The following is a 16574-nucleotide window of genomic DNA, read 5'->3' on the forward strand; positions in this document are numbered from 1 at the left end:
CCTTCAGTGATGGGCGTGGACGAGGGCATGACCCCGTCCGCGGGCGATGAGCCAGCGGTTGAGCGGGAAGGCGAAGCCGCCGGCGATCACAAGCGCGAATGCCAAGCTGCTCCAGAACAGCGGGCTCGACAGCGGCGCGTCCATGGCGCCGGGGATCACGAGCATGATGGCGTTGTCGACGATCTCCATGATGGTGATCGAGGCGGTGTCCGAGGCGAATGCGAGACCAACCGCGGTGCCGAACGCCATGCCGCTGCGCAGGAGGGGCAGCATCGTGAGCGCGTAGCCGAACAGGAAGGCGAGCGCGACTGCGAGCGCGATGGTCGCGCCGGCGCCCCAGCCCAGGGCCGTTCCGATGACCATGCCGAGCACCTCTCCGATGGCACAGCCTGTGAGGCAGTGCACGGTGGCGCTGAACGCCACCCGGTTGAGGCTCGGGGCCGGGCCGGTGGAGCCATGATGGTCGCGGTGGGCATGATGGTGATGAGCATGGGCTTGCATGACGATTTCCTTACCCGAGAGGCTTCAGGACAGGCTCGGCATGAAGGCCGGCCTCGTGCAGGGTTCGCAGAAGTGCGGACTCGTAGTGCCGTGAGACGACGCGGACCGTTCGCGCCATCAGGTCGGCCTCAGCGCGAGCGACCTCGTCAATGGCGTGCAGGGCGCTGGTCAGGGCGGCGACGCAGCGGTCGCACATCATCTTCGGGATGTGGAAGAGATTGTCGGCCTGGAAGCGGTGCATGGTCCGGGTCCTTGATTGGGGTCAGGCAGCGGGATCCGGCAGGCACCAGGATCCCACCTGGGCTCATCCGAGCGCCGGAACAGACGGGGTGTAGCCGGCGGCGGCAATCAGGGCCTCGACCGTGGCGATGTCTTGCGTGCCCCGGATCGAGACGAGCTTCGTGGCCAGATCCGCCTGCACGCAGGCGCCTGGCAGGCCAGCCTCGACGGCCTTGGTGATCGTGCTGGCGCAGTGCCCGCAGGTCATGTCCTCGACCTTGACCCTCAAGGCTTTGGGATCGTGCTCGGCAGTGGTGCCCGACTGAGCCTGGTGGGTGCTGCATCCGCACATGGGATAACTCCGGCTGGCCTTGACGATGTGCAGACGGTGCGCCTTCCCATCATGGGAAGGTCAAGGCCCATTTTTGAGGGGAGTTTTCAATGCATGGGGACGCCCGCTTCGTGATCTGGGAAATCGGCCGTGATCCAGAGAGGCAGTCTGGCCAAACCTTTGCCGCGTCGAAAGTATTGACAATTCGGCAGGTGAGGTTTCGACTCCTCTGGTGCAGACTTTGCACGCGCAACTGCAGGATGAAGTCATGACAGAGCTCATGAGCCGCAGATCAGCAGTAGCACTGGGGCTGACCGCAGCGGCGGCCCCCTTATTGGCTTCAACCATGCCCACCCGGGCCGCGGGAGCACCGAATTACGGCCCCACCGACGGCAGGGAACTCAGCCCCGGCCGCCGGTTGGTGGAAATCGGTGAGATCCCCTCCGAGATGGACGCCTACAAGAGCATCAGGATCGTGGACGTCGTGTATCAGCCTGGCGCCGCCGACCCCAAGGAGGCGGTGATGGACGTGGATATGATGTGTTACATCCTCGCCGGCGAATTCAGCGTCAAGAAAGCGGGCAAGGAGCCGTACACCGTCAAGGAAGGCGACTTCTACACCTGCGGGAAGGGCAAGACCGACAAGGCCACCAACATCGGCAACGGGGTTGGGATCCATCGGATTGCCATGATGATGCCAGCTTAACCCGGCAACGGCCCTGGCCTTCCAGGTGACGCGGACCAGATCAAAGGCTGGCCGGGACCGTCCTTCGCGCGGCGTCCCTTCGATCCGATGACGATGGTGGCCCCGCTGCCAGGCCACCATTGATGCTCAGGCTCGTGCGGGCCCCCGACAACAGGGGCGTGGGCCGTGCGGGAGGAGGAGCCCAACACTCCATTGGTCCCTGAGCGGCCCCTTGCATTGATGACGTAGGCCATCCCCAATCGCGCATGGCGGAACGGTCTGAGAGGCCCGATTACACCCGGGAACCTCGGCCGCGGGCCTGCACCAGGCTCCTGGTGGTGAGGGCGTCGGCGGTGGCGGCGAACGCCGCCGTGTTGTCGAAGATGCACCAGGTTTTAATGCCCGCTGCGGCATCCCTGACGAGCACCTCCGCGATGGCAGCCCGAAATTCTGCGCTGTAGGCCGTCGTCAGGTCCCATGGGCAAACTCGGGTGGAGCTCCAAACTTGGTCAAGAGACATTCTGGATCGGGAGTTCCGAATCCTGCCCCTGAGTCAGCCGCGGGCCAATATGCGAGATCGGTGGCCACGACGGATTTCACTGGTCATGCCCGCGCCAGCACCACACAGTCCAGCACGGCACCATAGTGGCAGGCTGCTGCGACCAGTACGAAGGCGTGCCAGATCGCGTTCTGAAAGCGCAGGCCTTCCCACATGTGGAAGACCACGCCGACCGTGTAGAAGACACCTCCGATGGCAAGGAGAATGAGGGTCGAGCCAGGCAGGGCACCGAGCACAGCCTCATACGCCATGACGCCGCTCCAGCCGAGGAGCAGGTAGAGCAGGATGGCGAGCCGATCAAACCGGCCCGGTAGGCACAGCTTCAACACCATCCCGGCCAATGAACCGGCCCAGACGCCGACCAGCAGGACAATGGCGGTGATCTCGCTCCTCATCTGCATGATGAACGGCGTGTAGGTGCCGGCGATCAGGAGATAGATGGCGGAGTGGTCGAACCGCCGCAGGACCCACTTGAACGGGGACACCGGCCAGAGATTGTAGACCGCTGAGATGACGAGCGCGGCCAGCAGGCCTCCGCCATAGATCACTACCGAAGTTAGCTCCCAGGGACCGACGGCTGGCGCGGCGAGAACCAACAGCACGATCACGGCGGCAAGGCCGCCAACGACCCCCAACGCGTGCACGATCCCATCCGCCAGGATCTCGTGCTTATCGTAGTCCCACCTGATCATCGTCCCCCACGTTGTTAAAGGCAGCCCGGCCGCTGGCGTGGCAGCCTCCGGCTTCTAAAGCCACAAGCTTGGCTTCAGGAGAACCAGCTACCAGAGCACGGGTTCCTGCGACTTGGTGGCGGGGCGTCGCGATGTTGGGGTACTGGCCTTGGTCTTCCTGATCCTAGCGGGAACTTGGCTTGTCCGGGTGCGATCCAGCGGTTTCGACAAGGCAGACCAGCACGAAGACGGCCACGACCGTGATCAACTCAGCGGTCTGGGTGGCCCATTCAGGCGCACCGTTCGACAGCAGGCCAAGCGTCAGGCCCGACAGCAGGGCCGCGGCAAGAGCGGACCAGATCAGCATGTTGACCTCATTTGTCAGCGAAGTCGGATGTTTAGGCCAAGGCGTCTGAACCGGACCTGTACGGGTTCGTCAGGTCCTCGCCAGCCGGTACGCGCTGCCAAGCAGGTCGAACAGGTCCAGCAGTCGAGCCACATAGGGATCGCGGGCCACGAAGCCGGCTTCCTCCCGCTCCGCATCCCACTGGCGCTCCAAAGCATCGTGATGGATGGCGTGAGGTCGGAACGTCTCCTCGTCGCACGAGGCGGAAATACACGGAACTTCGGTATAGCGGCTGTGAGCAGACGTTCAGAAGGCTGGAGCTCACCAGACGACCTGGGTAAGGAAGAGCCGAGCGATCAAACCTGGGGATGGGATTAACCGCTCCTCACATTGTCACTGGTCGGGGCTGCAGAAGATGTCGAGGTGAACGGCATCCGGTCCACATGCCGGATACACACCTGCGAGATCACGGCATGTCGCAGGGCAGCAGTCCCGTTCTTACCGTTCAGGCTGGTGTGAAGGTTTGAGGTTCCTAAAGGTGATCGAGTAGCGCAGGTTGTCCACTGCCGGGATGCTGTGCTCCCACTCCGTTCGAGAGGGTCCCTGCAACAGGTAAGCCGAACGCGGCTCGACCACGACGGAGGCACGCTCCCATGTGGGTCCCGCCTTGCGCCGGAAGCGAAACACGCATGGGGATCCAAGCGAGATGCCAACCACATCGGCGAACATGGGCTTGTCCTTGTGCCACCCGATCCCAGCGCCAGCTGCATATTCCGTCAGAAGGACATGCTGGAATTCAGCGGCCTCGAGGCCCGCGAAGCGGCCCGCACGTTCGCGCAATGGGAGCAGGAACGCTGGCATGTCCTCGCTTCGCTGCAGTTCCATCCGGTTGAAGTCGTACTGCCAGCCGAACGACAGAACGCGTCGGTTGCCGCGGTACCCGCGGAACTCGAACTCTTTGAAGGGCAGGTCCGCAAACCGCTCCACGAGACCGCGCTCCTCGTCCGCCGAGAGGAAGTCAGGCCAATACTGGAACCCCTCGGGAAGGGCAGGGGGAGCTTGGAACAGGTCGGGTTGGATTTGGTTCATGAGTCCATCCGCTCGCCGGTGAGCCAATGAAATCGTGGATGTGTCCGTTCCTTGGATGGGCGTTCCCTGATCGATCCGCCCCAACGGACCGTTGCCACCGGTCTGTCCTGTACCAGCACGTCCCGTTCACGCGGAGAGTCAACTTTTGCCTTGTTGAGGTCAGTTCACCTTCGTGACAGCAGTAGGGGCACCAGCCGCACTTCCCACAGAAGCGGATGACCTGCGTGTTGAAGCCCGGACCTTCCAGGATTCCGCCACCTTTATCCTGGCGGGCGGAGCATCCGCTTTGCGCCGGGTGCGACCTCCTCAAGGCAGCGCTGAAAGACACTTTCCATGATCGGGAGCAGATCATCAGGATTGAGCAAAGAGGAACGGTTTGATGCCTTGGATCGAAGTCCATGCTCTATCAAGGCATCGTGGTAGAAATCGACCGCCTCGGTGTCGATGTGTCCCCAATCCAATCCAGTCTCATTGAAGAGCCGGGTCAGGTTCCGGCCATACCGTCTGAGATCATCCGGCGTCGCGCTCCTTGCGAGAAGAACAGCCTTAAGGCTGAGTTCAATGCAGTGACAGGCCAGCGCCCCGGCTGGCGCCGGATGGGCCAGCGATGGTCCGGCGGCTACATGGAAAGCCGACTGACCAAAACCTTCCGCGCACGTGATGAACCCCTGCCATGTGCAATCTATGGTCTCAACCTTGTTCATTTGGCTTGCTTTCTAACATGTGTGGAGTTCCTGCCGTTGCCGCTCGTTTGGCCGCTTCCCGCCGATGTTCGCATCCATCACGGGACGCCTAATTCACGCTGGGTTGCCAGAATGGCCGGCCTTGCAGGTGCATGGCCAATTGACGCCGAACAGGACAGAGCGCGGAAGTATAGAATTCCCCAGGTTTGCAGTCCATCCGATTGCATTAACCTATGTTATTGGAAAAGAGTAGAAGTAGCTTGGAAAAATGCTGCAATGAACGCTAAAGTTATGATGAAGTTCCGGGCGGGCCATTTGTTAAGCAGTGCCAAACATTAGTCCCTCCGCCTTGTTCTTAATAACACATGTTAAACATGGCCAATAAACTTGCTTTTCGCTTGGAACTGGCCGCGCCTCCCTGGGTTCAAGAGTCTCCTTTTCGCGGTTTCCGCGTGACCTGAACTGACGAGGTTTGATCTTGGTGATGCCAGCGAGCGGGCCGCTCGAACTGTGGGGCGGCGTCGAGTGCACTGTTGTGCAAATCGGCAACGGGTTTCGTAATCAGGTCGAAGAGACAGGACATCTTCAGCGCCTGTCCGACCTTGATGCCATCGCGGGTCTTGGGATCAGAACTCTTCGCTATCCTGTCGTATGGGAATCCATCGCACCCGATCATCCTGACATCTGCGACTGGTCCTGGACGGACGAGCGCTTCAGCCGCTTGCGCGAACTCGGCATCCGGCCGATAGCAGGTCTTGTCCATCATGGCAGTGGCCCGCGCTATACCAGCCTGATCGACCCGGAGTTTCCCAACCTGCTGGCTCGCCATGCCGAGCGTGTCGCAGAGCGCTACCCATGGGTGGACATGTTCACTCCGGTCAACGAGCCGCTCACGACGGCGCGCTTCAGCGGCCTTTACGGCCACTGGCACCCGCACGGTCGCGACTACGCCACCTTCCTGCGATGCCTCGTCACCGAATGCCGGGCAACGGTGCTGGCCATGCGCGCCATCCGCCGGATCACGCCGCATGCGCAGCTGGTGCAGACGGAGGACATGGGCAAGGTCTTCAGCACGCCCCATCTGAGTTACCAGGCCGACCTGGAGAACCAGCGCCGCTGGCTCAGCCTCGACCTGCTGTTCGGGCGCGTGGACCGCTCGCATCCCTGGCACGAGATCTGCCTCCGGCACGGCATCAAGGAGGAAGAGCTCGATTTCTTCCTTGAGGGCGACGGCGCGCCGGACATCATCGGCATCAACCACTATCCCACGAGCGAACGCTACCTCGACGAAGCAACGGATCGCTATCCCGAGTGCTTCCACGGCGGCAATCACCTGCACCCGCTCAACGGCGCCACGCGCATCGACCACTACGCCGACGTCGAGGCGCTGCGGATGGACATTCCATCCGAAGAGCTCGGCTTCAAGGCGCGGCTCGCGGAGGTTTGGGACCGCTACCGGCATCCTATCGCGGTCACGGAGGCCCATCACGGCTCCACCCGCGAGGAGCAGGTGCGCTGGCTGATGGAGGTCTGGCAGGGTGTTCAGGAGCTCAGAGAAACGGGCCACGACATTCGGGCCGTTACGATCTGGTCCCTGCTCGGAGCCGTGGACTGGAATTCCCTGCTGGTGGCCCGCAACGGCTTCTACGAGCCGGGTGCATTCGATATTCGCGGTCCCAACCCCCGCCGCACGGCTATCGGCAGGGCGGCCGAATCCCTGGCACGCACAGGCACCTTCGAGCATCCTGTGCTCGACCAGCGAGGCTGGTGGCGGCGTGATGGCCGGCACTATCATCCACCAGCGCGGAAAGTCGCCGCGTCTGCTCCTGCATCTCGCCCGATCCTGATTGCCGGCGCGACCGGTACTCTCGGCCGTGCCTTTGCCCGCCTCTGCGATCAACGCGGGCTTGATTGCGTGCTCCTCACCCGCGGTGAGATGGATATCACGGATCCGACCTCCGTGGACGCGGCCCTCGCGCGGCATCGGCCCTGGGCGGTGATCAATGCAGCAGGCTACGTTCGCGTCAGCGATGCTGCCCGTGAGCGGGACCTTTGCTTCAAGGCCAATGCCGCCGGAGCCGAAGCCGTTGCGCAGGCCTGCGCCCGTCTCGGGCTGCCGGTGGTCGCCTTCTCGTCAGACCGGGTGTTCGATGGAAGTCTTGGGCGCCCTTACCTGGAAAACGATCCGGTCTGTCCCGCCTGCGTGTACGGGGAGAGCAAGGCAGAGGCTGAGCGGCGGGTCGCCGGCATCCATCCCGAGGCCCTGGTCATCCGCACAAGTGCCTTCTTTGGACCATGGGATAAGGCCAACTTCGTCTATCAGGTGCTCAGCGATCTTGAGGCAGGCCGAACCATAAAGCCATCCGCTGGCGTCGTGTCACCGACCTATGTTCCGGATCTCGTTCACGCCGTTCTCGATCTTCTGGGCGATGGCGAGCACGGGGTCTGGCATCTCGCCAACCAGGGCATGACCTCCTGGAGCGAACTGGCCGAGCGCGTGGCGGCGGAGGCCGGCTTCTCCTGGAGAGCAGGACCTCGGGCGGTGGAGGAGATTCCACGCATGACGGCCCTCTCAAGCGAGCGCGGTCTGATCATGCCATCCTTCGAGAGCGCCGTCTCGCGCTACTTCAGCGAATGCCAGGTGGACTGGAAGGCTCAGAGGTTCCTCGACGCTGCCGAGTAGAAAGATATCAGGTGGAGCAATCAGGGTGAAAGATCCGATTGCTCCACCTGGTTTTGACGCAGGTCCGACACCAGCACCAATCGGCGCATGCCTTTTGACGATGACGCGCAATATACGAGAACGCGCTACTCCGAGGCAGGCGCCGCGTCTCGGAACATCTCCTTGAGGGCGCGCATCAGCATCGGTTGCGCGGCCTGACCTTCTGCAAGCGTAAGAAAGTCGTTGATCCCGAAGCGCTGGGCCCCCTGAGCGGTCTCACCATCCATATGGGAGCTCGCATGCACCCAGGTGTGTTCCACGTACAGGCCCGGCGCATCGGTGTCGAGGACCAGGTGCCACCAATCGCCCGCATTCTCCAGGGGGCGATCCGCAACGAAGGCCAGCTCACGCTTGAAGACAGGCATCAGTTCACTCCGGTTGTCAGCCCCGTGGCAAAACGGGGCGGATTGGCAGAACCAGGCCCCAGAGGTCCTTGGGATCAAGGGAACCCGCGGGTTGCCGGCTCGTTGGCCCTGTCACCCCGACAGTGGAGACATCAATGAACCGGCGCACCATCATCATTGCCCTTGCCGTGATCGTCGTTGTTGCCACCGCTCTGATGACCTACTTCGGCTCCATGGAAGACACAGTCGCACCGGACAGCCAGAACCCGAACCCCGCGCCTGCAGCGCCAGCTCAGTAAACCCAAGAGCCATCTGAATGGCCGACGCTCGGGCTGCCAGACAGGCGCACCAGACCTGGGGCTGAACAACCCACGCCTTCATCTGTTCCGTGAATGGACGCGCAGCGAGGAGGACACCATGCGCCAGACTGGAAACGCCACTGTTCTTTTGTGGCTGCGCGACGCGCACGCGATGGAGAGCCAGTCGGTGCAGATGCTCACCACCCAGTTGCCGTCGCTGATCGGCTTTCCGGCGTTCCATGAGAGCGTCAAGGCGCACGCGGAACTCTCGCGCGAGCAGCGCGACCGGCTGGGCGCCCGCATCGCCGAGCTGGGTCAGGCCTCGTCCCTGCTGCGCGACGGCTTTGGCATGGCGCTCGGCCTGACCGCGCCGATGATGATCGCGGCCCTGCCGGACAACGTCGTCCGCAGCGCGGTCACGAACTACGCCTTCGAGCATCTGGAAATCGGCACCTATCGCGCCTTGATCGGTCTGGCCGAACAGGCCGGGGATCGGGAAACCCGCAAGCTCGCCGAGTTCATTTTGGCGCAGGAGCTGGAGATGGCGGCCTGGCTGGAGGAGCACCTGGCTGCAATTGCCGGCGAGGTTCTGCCGCGGGCCACAGCCGTGCATGAGGCCTTTTTTCCGTTCGGCGGAATGGTCCCGCCGATGGGGCTATAGGGGCGAGCTCTACCGGCGATGCTGTTCAAGCCGCCGCCTTGTTATGCCCCAGATGGAGGTAGTCCGGATCAAATTCGCCTGCCTCCTGCAGCCGGTACCAATCCGGAATGGTCAGCGCCGTTCCCTTTGTTTGGATCAGGCCCTCGGCTCGCATCTTCTGCAGGACGCGGTTGACGTGGACGGTCGTGATTCCGAGCGCATCGCCAAGCTCGGTCTGGGTGATCGGCAGATCGCAGGAATGGTCCGAGGCAAGCCCCACCGCATTCAGGCGTATCATCATCTCGCACAGGAGGTGGGCCATGCGCTTGTACGCTTCGCGCTGGCCGATGTTCACGACCCATTCCCGGTAAACGGCCGCATCGACGAGGGACTTGCGCCAGAAGGCTGCCATGATCCGGGGATGGCGCTCGCAGAGATCCTGCAGGACCTCGTGCGGAATGAACGCGACCTTGCACGGATCGAGCGCCGCCACACTGGCGTCCAGGGTCTGGAGATGGAAGCTGTGCAGGTCGGGAATGCTGCCGGGGATGTTGAAGGCCACGATCTGCCGCTTGCCTTCCGGCGTGACCTTGTAGGTGCAGCCGATGCCTTCCAGGAACAGGCAGGACCGGGAGGGGCGGTCGCCCTCGTGCACGATGTCCTGTCCCCGCTTGGTGGCCATGACCTGCATCGGCAGGCTTGAGAGCGCCTGGCGCTCGTCATCTGTAAGGGTGAAGATGCTCTCCAGCTTGCGGGTGAGCGGATGGTCGTTGAAATGATAAGCGGCATGCATGACGGTGCTCCTCTTGCAGGCGGAAGCACCCGGGTCTTTCAGACACCAGCGCCTAAGTTCAGTTGTTGTCCGTTCTCCTGTCTCACACACATGAATGATTGTCGCTAACCTAAGTTTCCCTCGATGCTTGGTGGCACTGACCAGAGTCTGGCTCCAGCATAGAGATTGTTTGCGCTGCAGCCTTTGCTCGCCTCCTGCAGCCGGGAGGTGGCGGTCAGCACCGGCTCAACAGGGAAATTGGGCACGGCGAGCAGTTTGGCACGTCACACCAGCAGATAGATCACGCCCGCCACCGCGGCCCAGCCGAGTGCAATAGAGACACCGGCCGCAACCGCCGCCAGGATCAGAGCTCCCAGCACCGCGAGTCCGTCCCTTGCGGCGAGGCCAAGGCCCATGAGGATCACCGCAAGACCTGGCAGCGTGTTGCCGAACGGGATCGGCAAGGCGATCAGGGTCCCCATCAACGCCATGACGGCGGCGAGCGCGGGCGTGATCGGGTTCGCCACCAGCAGGCCGGCCCGGGGCCGCAGCCGATGCTCGACATGGCGGAGCAGGACAGGGCCGCGACGGCTCAGAAGCACGATCACCGGAGCTCCAAGCCGGACTTGGCCCAGCCATTGCGGAAGCCAGGGCCGTCCTCCTGTTCCCACCATGCGATAGGCGAGGATGACCAGAACCGTTCCGAACACGGCTCCAAGCGGAACTCCGGGAACGGGAATGATCGCCGGAACGGCGACGATGGCCAGCAGGATGCCGCCGGCCTTCTCCCCCAGCGCATCGACAAGATCGGACAGGCGCGGATTCGGCGGCAGCGAGCGCCCGATTGCCGCTACGACCTTGGAGGCTGCCTCCGGCCGGTCGCTAGTCATGGGCCTGTGCGTCGGAACGGAGAGGTGAGAGCAGCCGGCAGCCTGTCTCCTGCCGCAGCAACGGCGCCGGCCAGCGACGGCGCGAACTGCATGCCGAGCTGCTGGGCAAAACTCGCCGACAGCTTGAGGGTGTAAAGGGCCGGAGCCAAAGCGAGGAAGGCAGGGCTGGCCATCAGGGGCAGGGTGTCACCCACGGCCAATCCGGGCCGATCAGGGGAACTCCATCCTCCGCTCTTGCCGCCGTTGCCGCTCTCAGGGGTGAACAATGATCCATCCGTTGGCGCCGCCGGTTCGTCCTGGAACAGGCTCTGCTGCGTGAACCCCGCAATCACGGCTTCCATCATGTCAGGCTGGGCGGTGTACTGTTCACTTGCCATCCAGCCCGAGGCACCGGCAAAGACCTCGCGCTGCGGATAGCGGATCAGGTTGAGGAGAACGCTTGCCACCTGCTCGACCGGATGAACCGGATCGAGCGGTTTGATCGCGCGGCCGCTGTAGTTGGCGCTGCGCTGCCAGAGAGGGGTGTCGATAGACGCGGGCGAGAGGACGCAGACATGAACGTCGGGCAGGTGCATCACCTCCTGGCGCAGGGCGAACGAAAGGCCGCGGATCGCGAACTTGCTCGCCACATAGGGGCTGTGGAACGGGGAGGGGCAGTTGCCGACCAGCGAGGCGTTGTTGATCAGGATGCCGGAGCCGCGCTCCGTGAAGTGGGGCAGGGCGGCTCTCGCCCCATGAACGGTTCCCATCAGGTTGATCTGGAGCACGCGCTCGAAGGTTTCCGCGGGAATGTCCTCGAAGCGGCCGAATGCGTCCATGCCGGCATTGTTGAACCAGACGTCGATCCGGCCGAAGACCTCGATGGCGCGGCGGGCCAGCGCCTGAACCTGCGCCTCCTCGGCAACATCGGCGGGGACTGCGACGGCCTCGGCACCCTTCACTCTGCAGGCCTGTGCGGTGTCCTCCAGTTCCGGCTCCCGGCGAGCCGCCAAAACCAGGCGGGCGCCGTGTTCGGCCAACGCCTCGGCGCTGGCTTTGCCGATCCCGCTCGATGCACCGGTGATGACGACGACTTTGCCGTTGATCTCATTGGTCATGATGCTGTTTTCCTTTGCTCCTGCGGTGCGCCAGCCGGAACAGGAGCTTGCAGCGCAGCCCTGGCCTTGGCTTCGCCAGCCTGCCAGCGCGTCCTGATGGCTTGCTCCGAATAGTCGTAAAACCAGTTGCCGGTCTCAGGGTCCGGATCCCCCGCAATCGTCACCAGCCGCATGTCCGGCCGATCCGCCTCCGCCAGGGCGGTTTTGATTTCGGGCCTGTTGCGCACCTCATCGGGGATCAGGCCCGCCACAACACGGAGTGCGCTTCGGACCCGGTCCTCTCGGGCGTGCGCCTCCAGGAACCACCGGCTCTGATTAGCGAACAGGAGCTCCTGCCGCCGGGCGACGGCCTCGGCGAAGCTGGTGCTTGGCGGCCGCCGGGCGGAGAACAGCTCGACGGCGATGCAGAGGCGGCCCCCATCGGGTTCACGCCGCACCACGTCAATCGGCAGGTTTGCCGACAGCCCACCGTCGCCCAGCAGTCGGCCGTCAATCTCAACCGGCTTGAAGTCCGGCACCAGCGCATTGCTCGCGATGATGTGCTCCGGGCCAAGCCGGCCGGATCGGGTGTCGAACAGGACCTCGTCTCCTGTCTCCAGATCGACCGCCACCATCGTCAGCCGGACGGGTCCCTCGTTGAGGAGATCGAAGTCGACCAGGTGCTCCAACGTGTCGCGCAGCGGGGCAAGATCGTAGAGGCCGATGGCTTTCATCTCGCTGGCCATGAAGCCGGTAGGGCTGGGGAGGAACATGGCGAGGTTGCCGAACGAGGCCGTCTGCATCTGCCCGGCCAGACGCTGCATCACATTAACCAGTCCATCAGGAGCGCTCCCGCTTCCTGTGGGCCACGAGACTTTTGACCAGAATGTCCGCAGAGCATCTGCCCGCCGCTCAGGAGGATTTCCTGCAATGATCGCGCCGTTGACCGCTCCTATCGATGAGCCCACCACCCAGTCCGGCTGGAAGCCCTGGTCATGCAGCGCCTGGTAGGCTCCGGCTTCGAACGCCCCGAGCGCATTGCCTCCGGCGAGGACAAGCGCCAGGCGCCCTTCTACGGCCGAGGTGCCTGTTCTTCTCCTGGCTGTGGTTCGCTTCGGCCTCGGACTTTTCAAAGGCAGGATCCCCTTCATTGCTAGCGTTGGGACCGATGGATGCCGGCGGGCTTGAGGCACCGGCCCTCGGAGCGGCCGGTCAGGTCGAGTGGTGTGCGGTTCTCCGCACATCGGTGATTTGATCTGGGGTTTGGCTTGGGGTCGGAACCTTCGCTCCGACGGCCCCGTCCTGACTGGCATTGGCGGGTTGCGTCCTGATGACGTCCTCGGTGATCAGGACGCAACCCGCGCTGGAAGGTGAGATAGGTCCACAGCCAGCGCATGGTGACCAGGAAGCGGTTATGGAAGCCGACCAGAAGATAGACATGCGCAATGCCCCAAACGAGCCAGGCGATGAAGCCCTTGAGCTTAAGGCTGTCCCAATGCACGACCGCCTCGTTGCGGCCAATCACCGCCAGGTTGCCCCGGCTATGGAAGCGGAACGGCGGAGGCGTCTCGTGGCGGAGAATGCGGGCCAGCAGCGCCTTGCCGAGATAGTGGCCCTGCTGGCGCGCGACTTGCGCCAAGCCGGGCAGGGGCTTGCCGTCCCCTCCCAAGGTCAGGGCGAGATCGCCGAGAACATAGACGTTGTCGAGTCCTGGGACAGACAGGTCAGGTGCGACGGCAATACGCCCGGCGCGGTCGGTGCCGACGTGCAGCCATTGCCCGGCTGGCGATGCTGCATCCCCTGCGGCCCAGACGATGGTGGAGGCAGGAATGAACTCATCGCCAATGGTGACGCCGCGCTCGTTGACATCCTCCACGGGCTTGCCCGTGTGGAGGGCGACCCCGAGCCGCTCAAGCGCCCGCACAGCGTAAGCTGAAAGATCCTCAGGGAAGGGACCCAGGATGCGAGGCGCCGCCTCGATCAAAAGAATGCGGGCTTTCGTCGGGTCAATGTGGCGGAAATCGCGGGCCAGCGCCTGCCGGGCCAGCCCCGCGATGGCGCCTGCCATCTCCACCCCGGTCCGGCCGCCGCCGAAGATCGCAAAGGTCATCAGCCGCTCGCGCTCGGCCGGGTCGTGCCCCCTTTCAGCCGTCTCGAACGCCGTCAGGATCTCGGCCCGGATGCGCCGGATCGGCTGGGCGATCTCTCCCGGCGACAGCGCGGCCGTGGCGATCTGGTATAGCAGGGGCTGGAACAGGTGGTAGTTGCGGCGGTCGATCACCGTCGCGCGCAGCGCCGTGCCGCCGAGGGACCGGGCAAGGGACAGGCCCGCGAACCCGGCACCGACGATCACGACGTGATGCGCTTTGTCCAGGCTCATCCCTGCCTCATTGGCATGACGTGTTTGACTGGTCATCTCGCCCCCTCGGCGATTATACGGGCGCTCGAAGTGGGAAAACGACGGGGGCGGAGAAATGGTCCATCGTGGCCGCAGCCTGCGGAACGCGAGCCCCGGAGTGCCCCGTCAGCTCTGAAGCTCCGGCGGAATGGCGGCGATGTCCTCGTGATCATGGTCAATCGGGACGAGGAAGGTCACAAACATCCCGTCGCCGTCATCCTCGTCTTCATCATCGGCATCAACGTCGAATTCAGGGGCGGCGAACGCCGCAACCTCCTGCTCCGATGCAGGCCGGATGGTCAGCGAAGCCTGCCCGTCCCAGAGCGGCGTTCCCCCGCTGGTCATCGCCGTCAGATCCTGCTTGAACTCGTCGCTCTCGAAGATGTCCCGCGCCTGAGGCTCTTCCGCATCCGTGATCGCAATAGGCCTGCCGTCGACTTCGAGGGTGAACATCGCTTCTCCTGCTCGTCGTTTGTCGAGCGGCTCGCCGCACGTCATACCCGACGACCGTCTCAAGCGTCGGTTCGATGGAGGCGGGCCAGCGTTTGAGTGAGCTCTTCCCGTGGAACCGGCTTTTCCAGCCACGGCACGTCTTTGAGTTCCTCCGGCAGGCTGGCGCTGTACGGAAGGCCCGAATAAACGGCGAAGGGCGTGTTGCGCCCCTTCAGGGCCTGAGCAATCGGCAGCGAGGTTCCATCCCGGAGGGATACGTCGAGCACTGCAATCTGTGGCGTGTTGTGCTCCAGCCAGCGAAGGGCATCGGCGCAGGACGGGAACGGGCCGGCCACAGAGAAGCCCGCATCTTCGAGATAGGCTTCAAGCGACATGCCGATCAGCGCCTGGTCTTCAACGATCATGCAGCAGGGAGCACTCATCTCGATTGATCTCGTCTTGTGCGAGGGAGGTGAAGAACCCTGCTGGAGGAGGGAGCCGGCAGGGTTCTCACTCGGGCGGATGGCAAGAGAACACCATCTGTCGCGCAGCCTGCCCGGGATTGAGTCCTCTCTCACTTACTCAAGTTAAACGTGGCATTTGTTTTAGATCAGACAGCGCACGTGACCTGTGTCTGTTTTCAGTCGCGCATCTGGTCTCCGAATGAACATAGGTAATGGCGGGATCCATCAGTCATCCGCGGCCGGACAATCCTTTGATCTGTGGGAAACAAGCCCCTTCACTCTGCATTGACGTCCATTCCATCGTGGAGAACGGAGCGATATCGATGACTCATCCGAAGACCGGCCCCGACGGAGAAAGCAACGATCTGAAAGCCTCTCCCACAGACGCCCATCAGCCTTCGGCCGCACCCTCATCTGAGAGCGCTCAAGCCATTGTCGAGGGGCACAGCCACGGCACCGTCGAACCGGGCAACAGTGATGCTAATGCACCCGCCCCGTCGAACCAGCTTCCTCCTGCAGGACCGCACGCGGATCCTAAACTGATGAGCGACATCGCAACATCAGGCACGGGGGCTTTGACCCCGACCGGGGCACACGATGATGTGGACTCGACAAGCAGTTGAACTGAGACGCGCTTCCTTTGATCCGACTTTGAGAGGAGAGTGCCTGATGGACGCAGACCGCCTGTTGACGATGATCCATGACGAGTGCACCAAGTCCCCAGAGGGACGCGCGGACCGGGCCACCGTTGAGCGCCGGTTCGGGCCAGAGTTCGAGGATGCTTTCCTCGCGCTGATGAACCAGGATTGCATCGCCAAGAATGGTCCCGCCGACACAATCTCCCTGTTGCCCACCGGTCGGGAGAGGGCGGAGGCCTTGCTCGGCTGACATGGTCGCGACTATTGCCCGTTGTCGATCTCGACGGACCGGCAGACTCCTCCGACAGGGCATTGAACCCTATCGGCCGTGCGCACCCAGGCGGGACGGGCCGTTTCCTGGAGGGCGCAGAAGCTCCCGTCCCGAACATAGCGGTCGTAGGTCGTGGGGCCGGTGCGCAACACGACCGCACCTTGGGAGGCGACGATTCCCCTGGCCTGGGCACAGGTCATGGCCAGGGTCGTGGGGCCTGACTGGGCCATGACCGCAGTCGGGATGCCCGCCATTACGAGGGCAACGAGATTGGATTTCATGCTGCAACTTCCGCTGATCCGTCTGAGATTCTGCCAACAAGCTCAACCCAGCTCTGTTCCACGATGGTCTCCAACGCGGCGACGCCGGCCGACCATAATCCGGCAAAAGGGAAGGCATGCTGAATGGCTATGCCGTCGCCGGTGATTGCTTCCGGTCGGAGCAAGGCAGTCTCTCGGCCGTCAAGCAAAAGGCGTGCTCTTCGTTCACGGGTGCGACGTCCTCGCTGCCGAGCTCGATCAAAGGCGCAGGGTCGAGTGAGTAG

22 protein-coding genes are annotated in these 16574 nt (G+C 63.4%); 5 read left to right on the forward strand and 17 right to left on the reverse strand.

Going from position 1 to position 16574, the window contains the following annotated elements; all coding sequences use genetic code 11:
- Window positions 1-3: 3 nt before the first annotated feature.
- From GR328_RS12640 to GR328_RS12650, 3 genes are all read right to left on the reverse strand, one after another.
- Complete coding sequence (locus GR328_RS12640; RefSeq protein ID WP_160884897.1) at window positions 4-501, reverse strand: DUF4396 domain-containing protein; 498 nt, start codon at window positions 499-501, stop codon at window positions 4-6.
- Between the two features lie 10 nt (window positions 502-511).
- Window positions 512-742: a heavy-metal-associated domain-containing protein gene (locus GR328_RS12645; protein ID WP_160884898.1), complete on the reverse strand. Its 231-nt coding sequence runs from the start codon at window positions 740-742 to the stop codon at window positions 512-514.
- Window positions 743-805: 63 nt separating this feature from the next.
- Window positions 806-1072, reverse strand: a complete 267-nt coding sequence (locus tag GR328_RS12650; protein WP_160884899.1) for a heavy-metal-associated domain-containing protein — start codon at window positions 1070-1072, stop codon at window positions 806-808.
- A 247-nt stretch (window positions 1073-1319) separates the two neighbouring features.
- On the opposite strand from GR328_RS12650, the gene GR328_RS12655 reads away from it, so the two are divergent.
- Entirely contained in the window at window positions 1320-1757 is a 438-nt protein-coding gene (locus GR328_RS12655) for a cupin domain-containing protein (protein ID WP_160884900.1), read from the forward strand.
- Between the two features lie 271 nt (window positions 1758-2028).
- On the opposite strand, the gene GR328_RS26855 is transcribed toward GR328_RS12655, so the two are convergent.
- The 5 genes from GR328_RS26855 to GR328_RS12680 all read right to left on the reverse strand — a co-directional run bounded on the left by GR328_RS26855 (window position 2029) and on the right by GR328_RS12680 (window position 5105).
- Window positions 2029-2256 (reverse strand): hypothetical protein, encoded by a 228-nt coding sequence (locus GR328_RS26855; RefSeq protein ID WP_205789943.1) that lies wholly within the window; start codon window positions 2254-2256, stop codon window positions 2029-2031.
- Between the two features lie 83 nt (window positions 2257-2339).
- Complete coding sequence (gene trhA, locus GR328_RS12665; RefSeq protein WP_160884901.1) at window positions 2340-2987, reverse strand: PAQR family membrane homeostasis protein TrhA; 648 nt, start codon at window positions 2985-2987, stop codon at window positions 2340-2342.
- A 163-nt stretch (window positions 2988-3150) separates the two neighbouring features.
- Window positions 3151-3333: a hypothetical protein gene (locus GR328_RS12670; RefSeq protein WP_160884902.1), complete on the reverse strand. Its 183-nt coding sequence runs from the start codon at window positions 3331-3333 to the stop codon at window positions 3151-3153.
- A gap of 477 nt (window positions 3334-3810) precedes the next feature.
- Window positions 3811-4401: an alpha-ketoglutarate-dependent dioxygenase AlkB gene (locus GR328_RS12675; RefSeq protein ID WP_160884903.1), complete on the reverse strand. Its 591-nt coding sequence runs from the start codon at window positions 4399-4401 to the stop codon at window positions 3811-3813.
- Window positions 4402-4661: 260 nt separating this feature from the next.
- Complete coding sequence (locus GR328_RS12680; protein ID WP_160884904.1) at window positions 4662-5105, reverse strand: hypothetical protein; 444 nt, start codon at window positions 5103-5105, stop codon at window positions 4662-4664.
- Between the two features lie 463 nt (window positions 5106-5568).
- Between GR328_RS12680 and GR328_RS12685 the strand changes: the two genes are divergently transcribed.
- Window positions 5569-7767, forward strand: a complete 2199-nt coding sequence (locus tag GR328_RS12685; RefSeq protein WP_205789945.1) for a family 1 glycosylhydrolase — start codon at window positions 5569-5571, stop codon at window positions 7765-7767.
- Between the two features lie 125 nt (window positions 7768-7892).
- Here GR328_RS12685 and GR328_RS12690 read toward each other — a convergent pair whose 3' ends face one another.
- On the reverse strand, window positions 7893-8171 hold the full coding sequence (locus GR328_RS12690) for a hypothetical protein (protein ID WP_160884906.1): 279 nt from the start codon (window positions 8169-8171) through the stop codon (window positions 7893-7895).
- Between the two features lie 134 nt (window positions 8172-8305).
- Here GR328_RS12690 and GR328_RS12695 point away from each other — a divergent pair, with 134 nt between their 5' ends.
- Both GR328_RS12695 and GR328_RS12700 read left to right on the forward strand, forming a co-directional pair.
- Window positions 8306-8449 carry a hypothetical protein gene (locus tag GR328_RS12695; RefSeq protein ID WP_160884907.1) on the forward strand — a complete coding sequence of 48 codons (144 nt, stop codon included), beginning with the start codon at window positions 8306-8308 and terminating at the stop codon, window positions 8447-8449.
- A gap of 118 nt (window positions 8450-8567) precedes the next feature.
- Window positions 8568-9110, forward strand: a complete 543-nt coding sequence (locus GR328_RS12700) for a DUF892 family protein (protein WP_160884908.1) — start codon at window positions 8568-8570, stop codon at window positions 9108-9110.
- 25 nt (window positions 9111-9135) lie between these two features.
- On the opposite strand, the gene GR328_RS12705 is transcribed toward GR328_RS12700, so the two are convergent.
- From GR328_RS12705 to GR328_RS12735, 7 genes are all read right to left on the reverse strand, one after another.
- A complete protein-coding gene (locus tag GR328_RS12705) occupies window positions 9136-9882 on the reverse strand; it encodes a Crp/Fnr family transcriptional regulator (RefSeq protein ID WP_160884909.1) in 747 nt (248 codons plus the stop codon).
- A gap of 263 nt (window positions 9883-10145) precedes the next feature.
- Window positions 10146-10751, reverse strand: coding sequence for an exopolysaccharide biosynthesis protein (locus GR328_RS12710; protein WP_160884910.1), 606 nt, complete (start codon window positions 10749-10751; stop codon window positions 10146-10148).
- Entirely contained in the window at window positions 10748-11848 is a 1101-nt protein-coding gene (locus GR328_RS12715; protein WP_160884911.1) for an SDR family NAD(P)-dependent oxidoreductase, read from the reverse strand. Before GR328_RS12715 ends, GR328_RS12710 begins: the two co-directional genes overlap by 4 nt.
- Window positions 11845-13071, reverse strand: a complete 1227-nt coding sequence (locus GR328_RS12720) for a patatin-like phospholipase family protein (RefSeq protein ID WP_343039371.1) — start codon at window positions 13069-13071, stop codon at window positions 11845-11847. Before GR328_RS12720 ends, GR328_RS12715 begins: the two co-directional genes overlap by 4 nt.
- Window positions 12981-14207 (reverse strand): NAD(P)/FAD-dependent oxidoreductase, encoded by a 1227-nt coding sequence (locus GR328_RS12725; RefSeq protein ID WP_160884913.1) that lies wholly within the window; start codon window positions 14205-14207, stop codon window positions 12981-12983. The genes GR328_RS12720 and GR328_RS12725 overlap by 91 nt, the downstream gene beginning before the upstream one ends.
- A gap of 144 nt (window positions 14208-14351) precedes the next feature.
- Window positions 14352-14678: a hypothetical protein gene (locus tag GR328_RS12730; protein WP_160884914.1), complete on the reverse strand. Its 327-nt coding sequence runs from the start codon at window positions 14676-14678 to the stop codon at window positions 14352-14354.
- Window positions 14679-14737: 59 nt separating this feature from the next.
- Entirely contained in the window at window positions 14738-15082 is a 345-nt protein-coding gene (locus GR328_RS12735; protein WP_160884915.1) for a response regulator, read from the reverse strand.
- Between the two features lie 708 nt (window positions 15083-15790).
- Here GR328_RS12735 and GR328_RS12740 point away from each other — a divergent pair.
- Window positions 15791-16009, forward strand: a complete 219-nt coding sequence (locus GR328_RS12740; RefSeq protein WP_160884916.1) for a hypothetical protein — start codon at window positions 15791-15793, stop codon at window positions 16007-16009.
- A gap of 11 nt (window positions 16010-16020) precedes the next feature.
- Here the strand turns inward: GR328_RS12740 and GR328_RS12745 are convergent, their stop codons facing one another.
- Entirely contained in the window at window positions 16021-16311 is a 291-nt protein-coding gene (locus GR328_RS12745) for a hypothetical protein (protein ID WP_160884917.1), read from the reverse strand.
- Window positions 16312-16574: the final 263 nt, after the last annotated feature.

Origin of the sequence: Microvirga makkahensis (assembly GCF_009830105.1) — a bacterium.
Lineage (GTDB): Bacteria > Pseudomonadota > Alphaproteobacteria > Rhizobiales > Beijerinckiaceae > Microvirga > Microvirga makkahensis.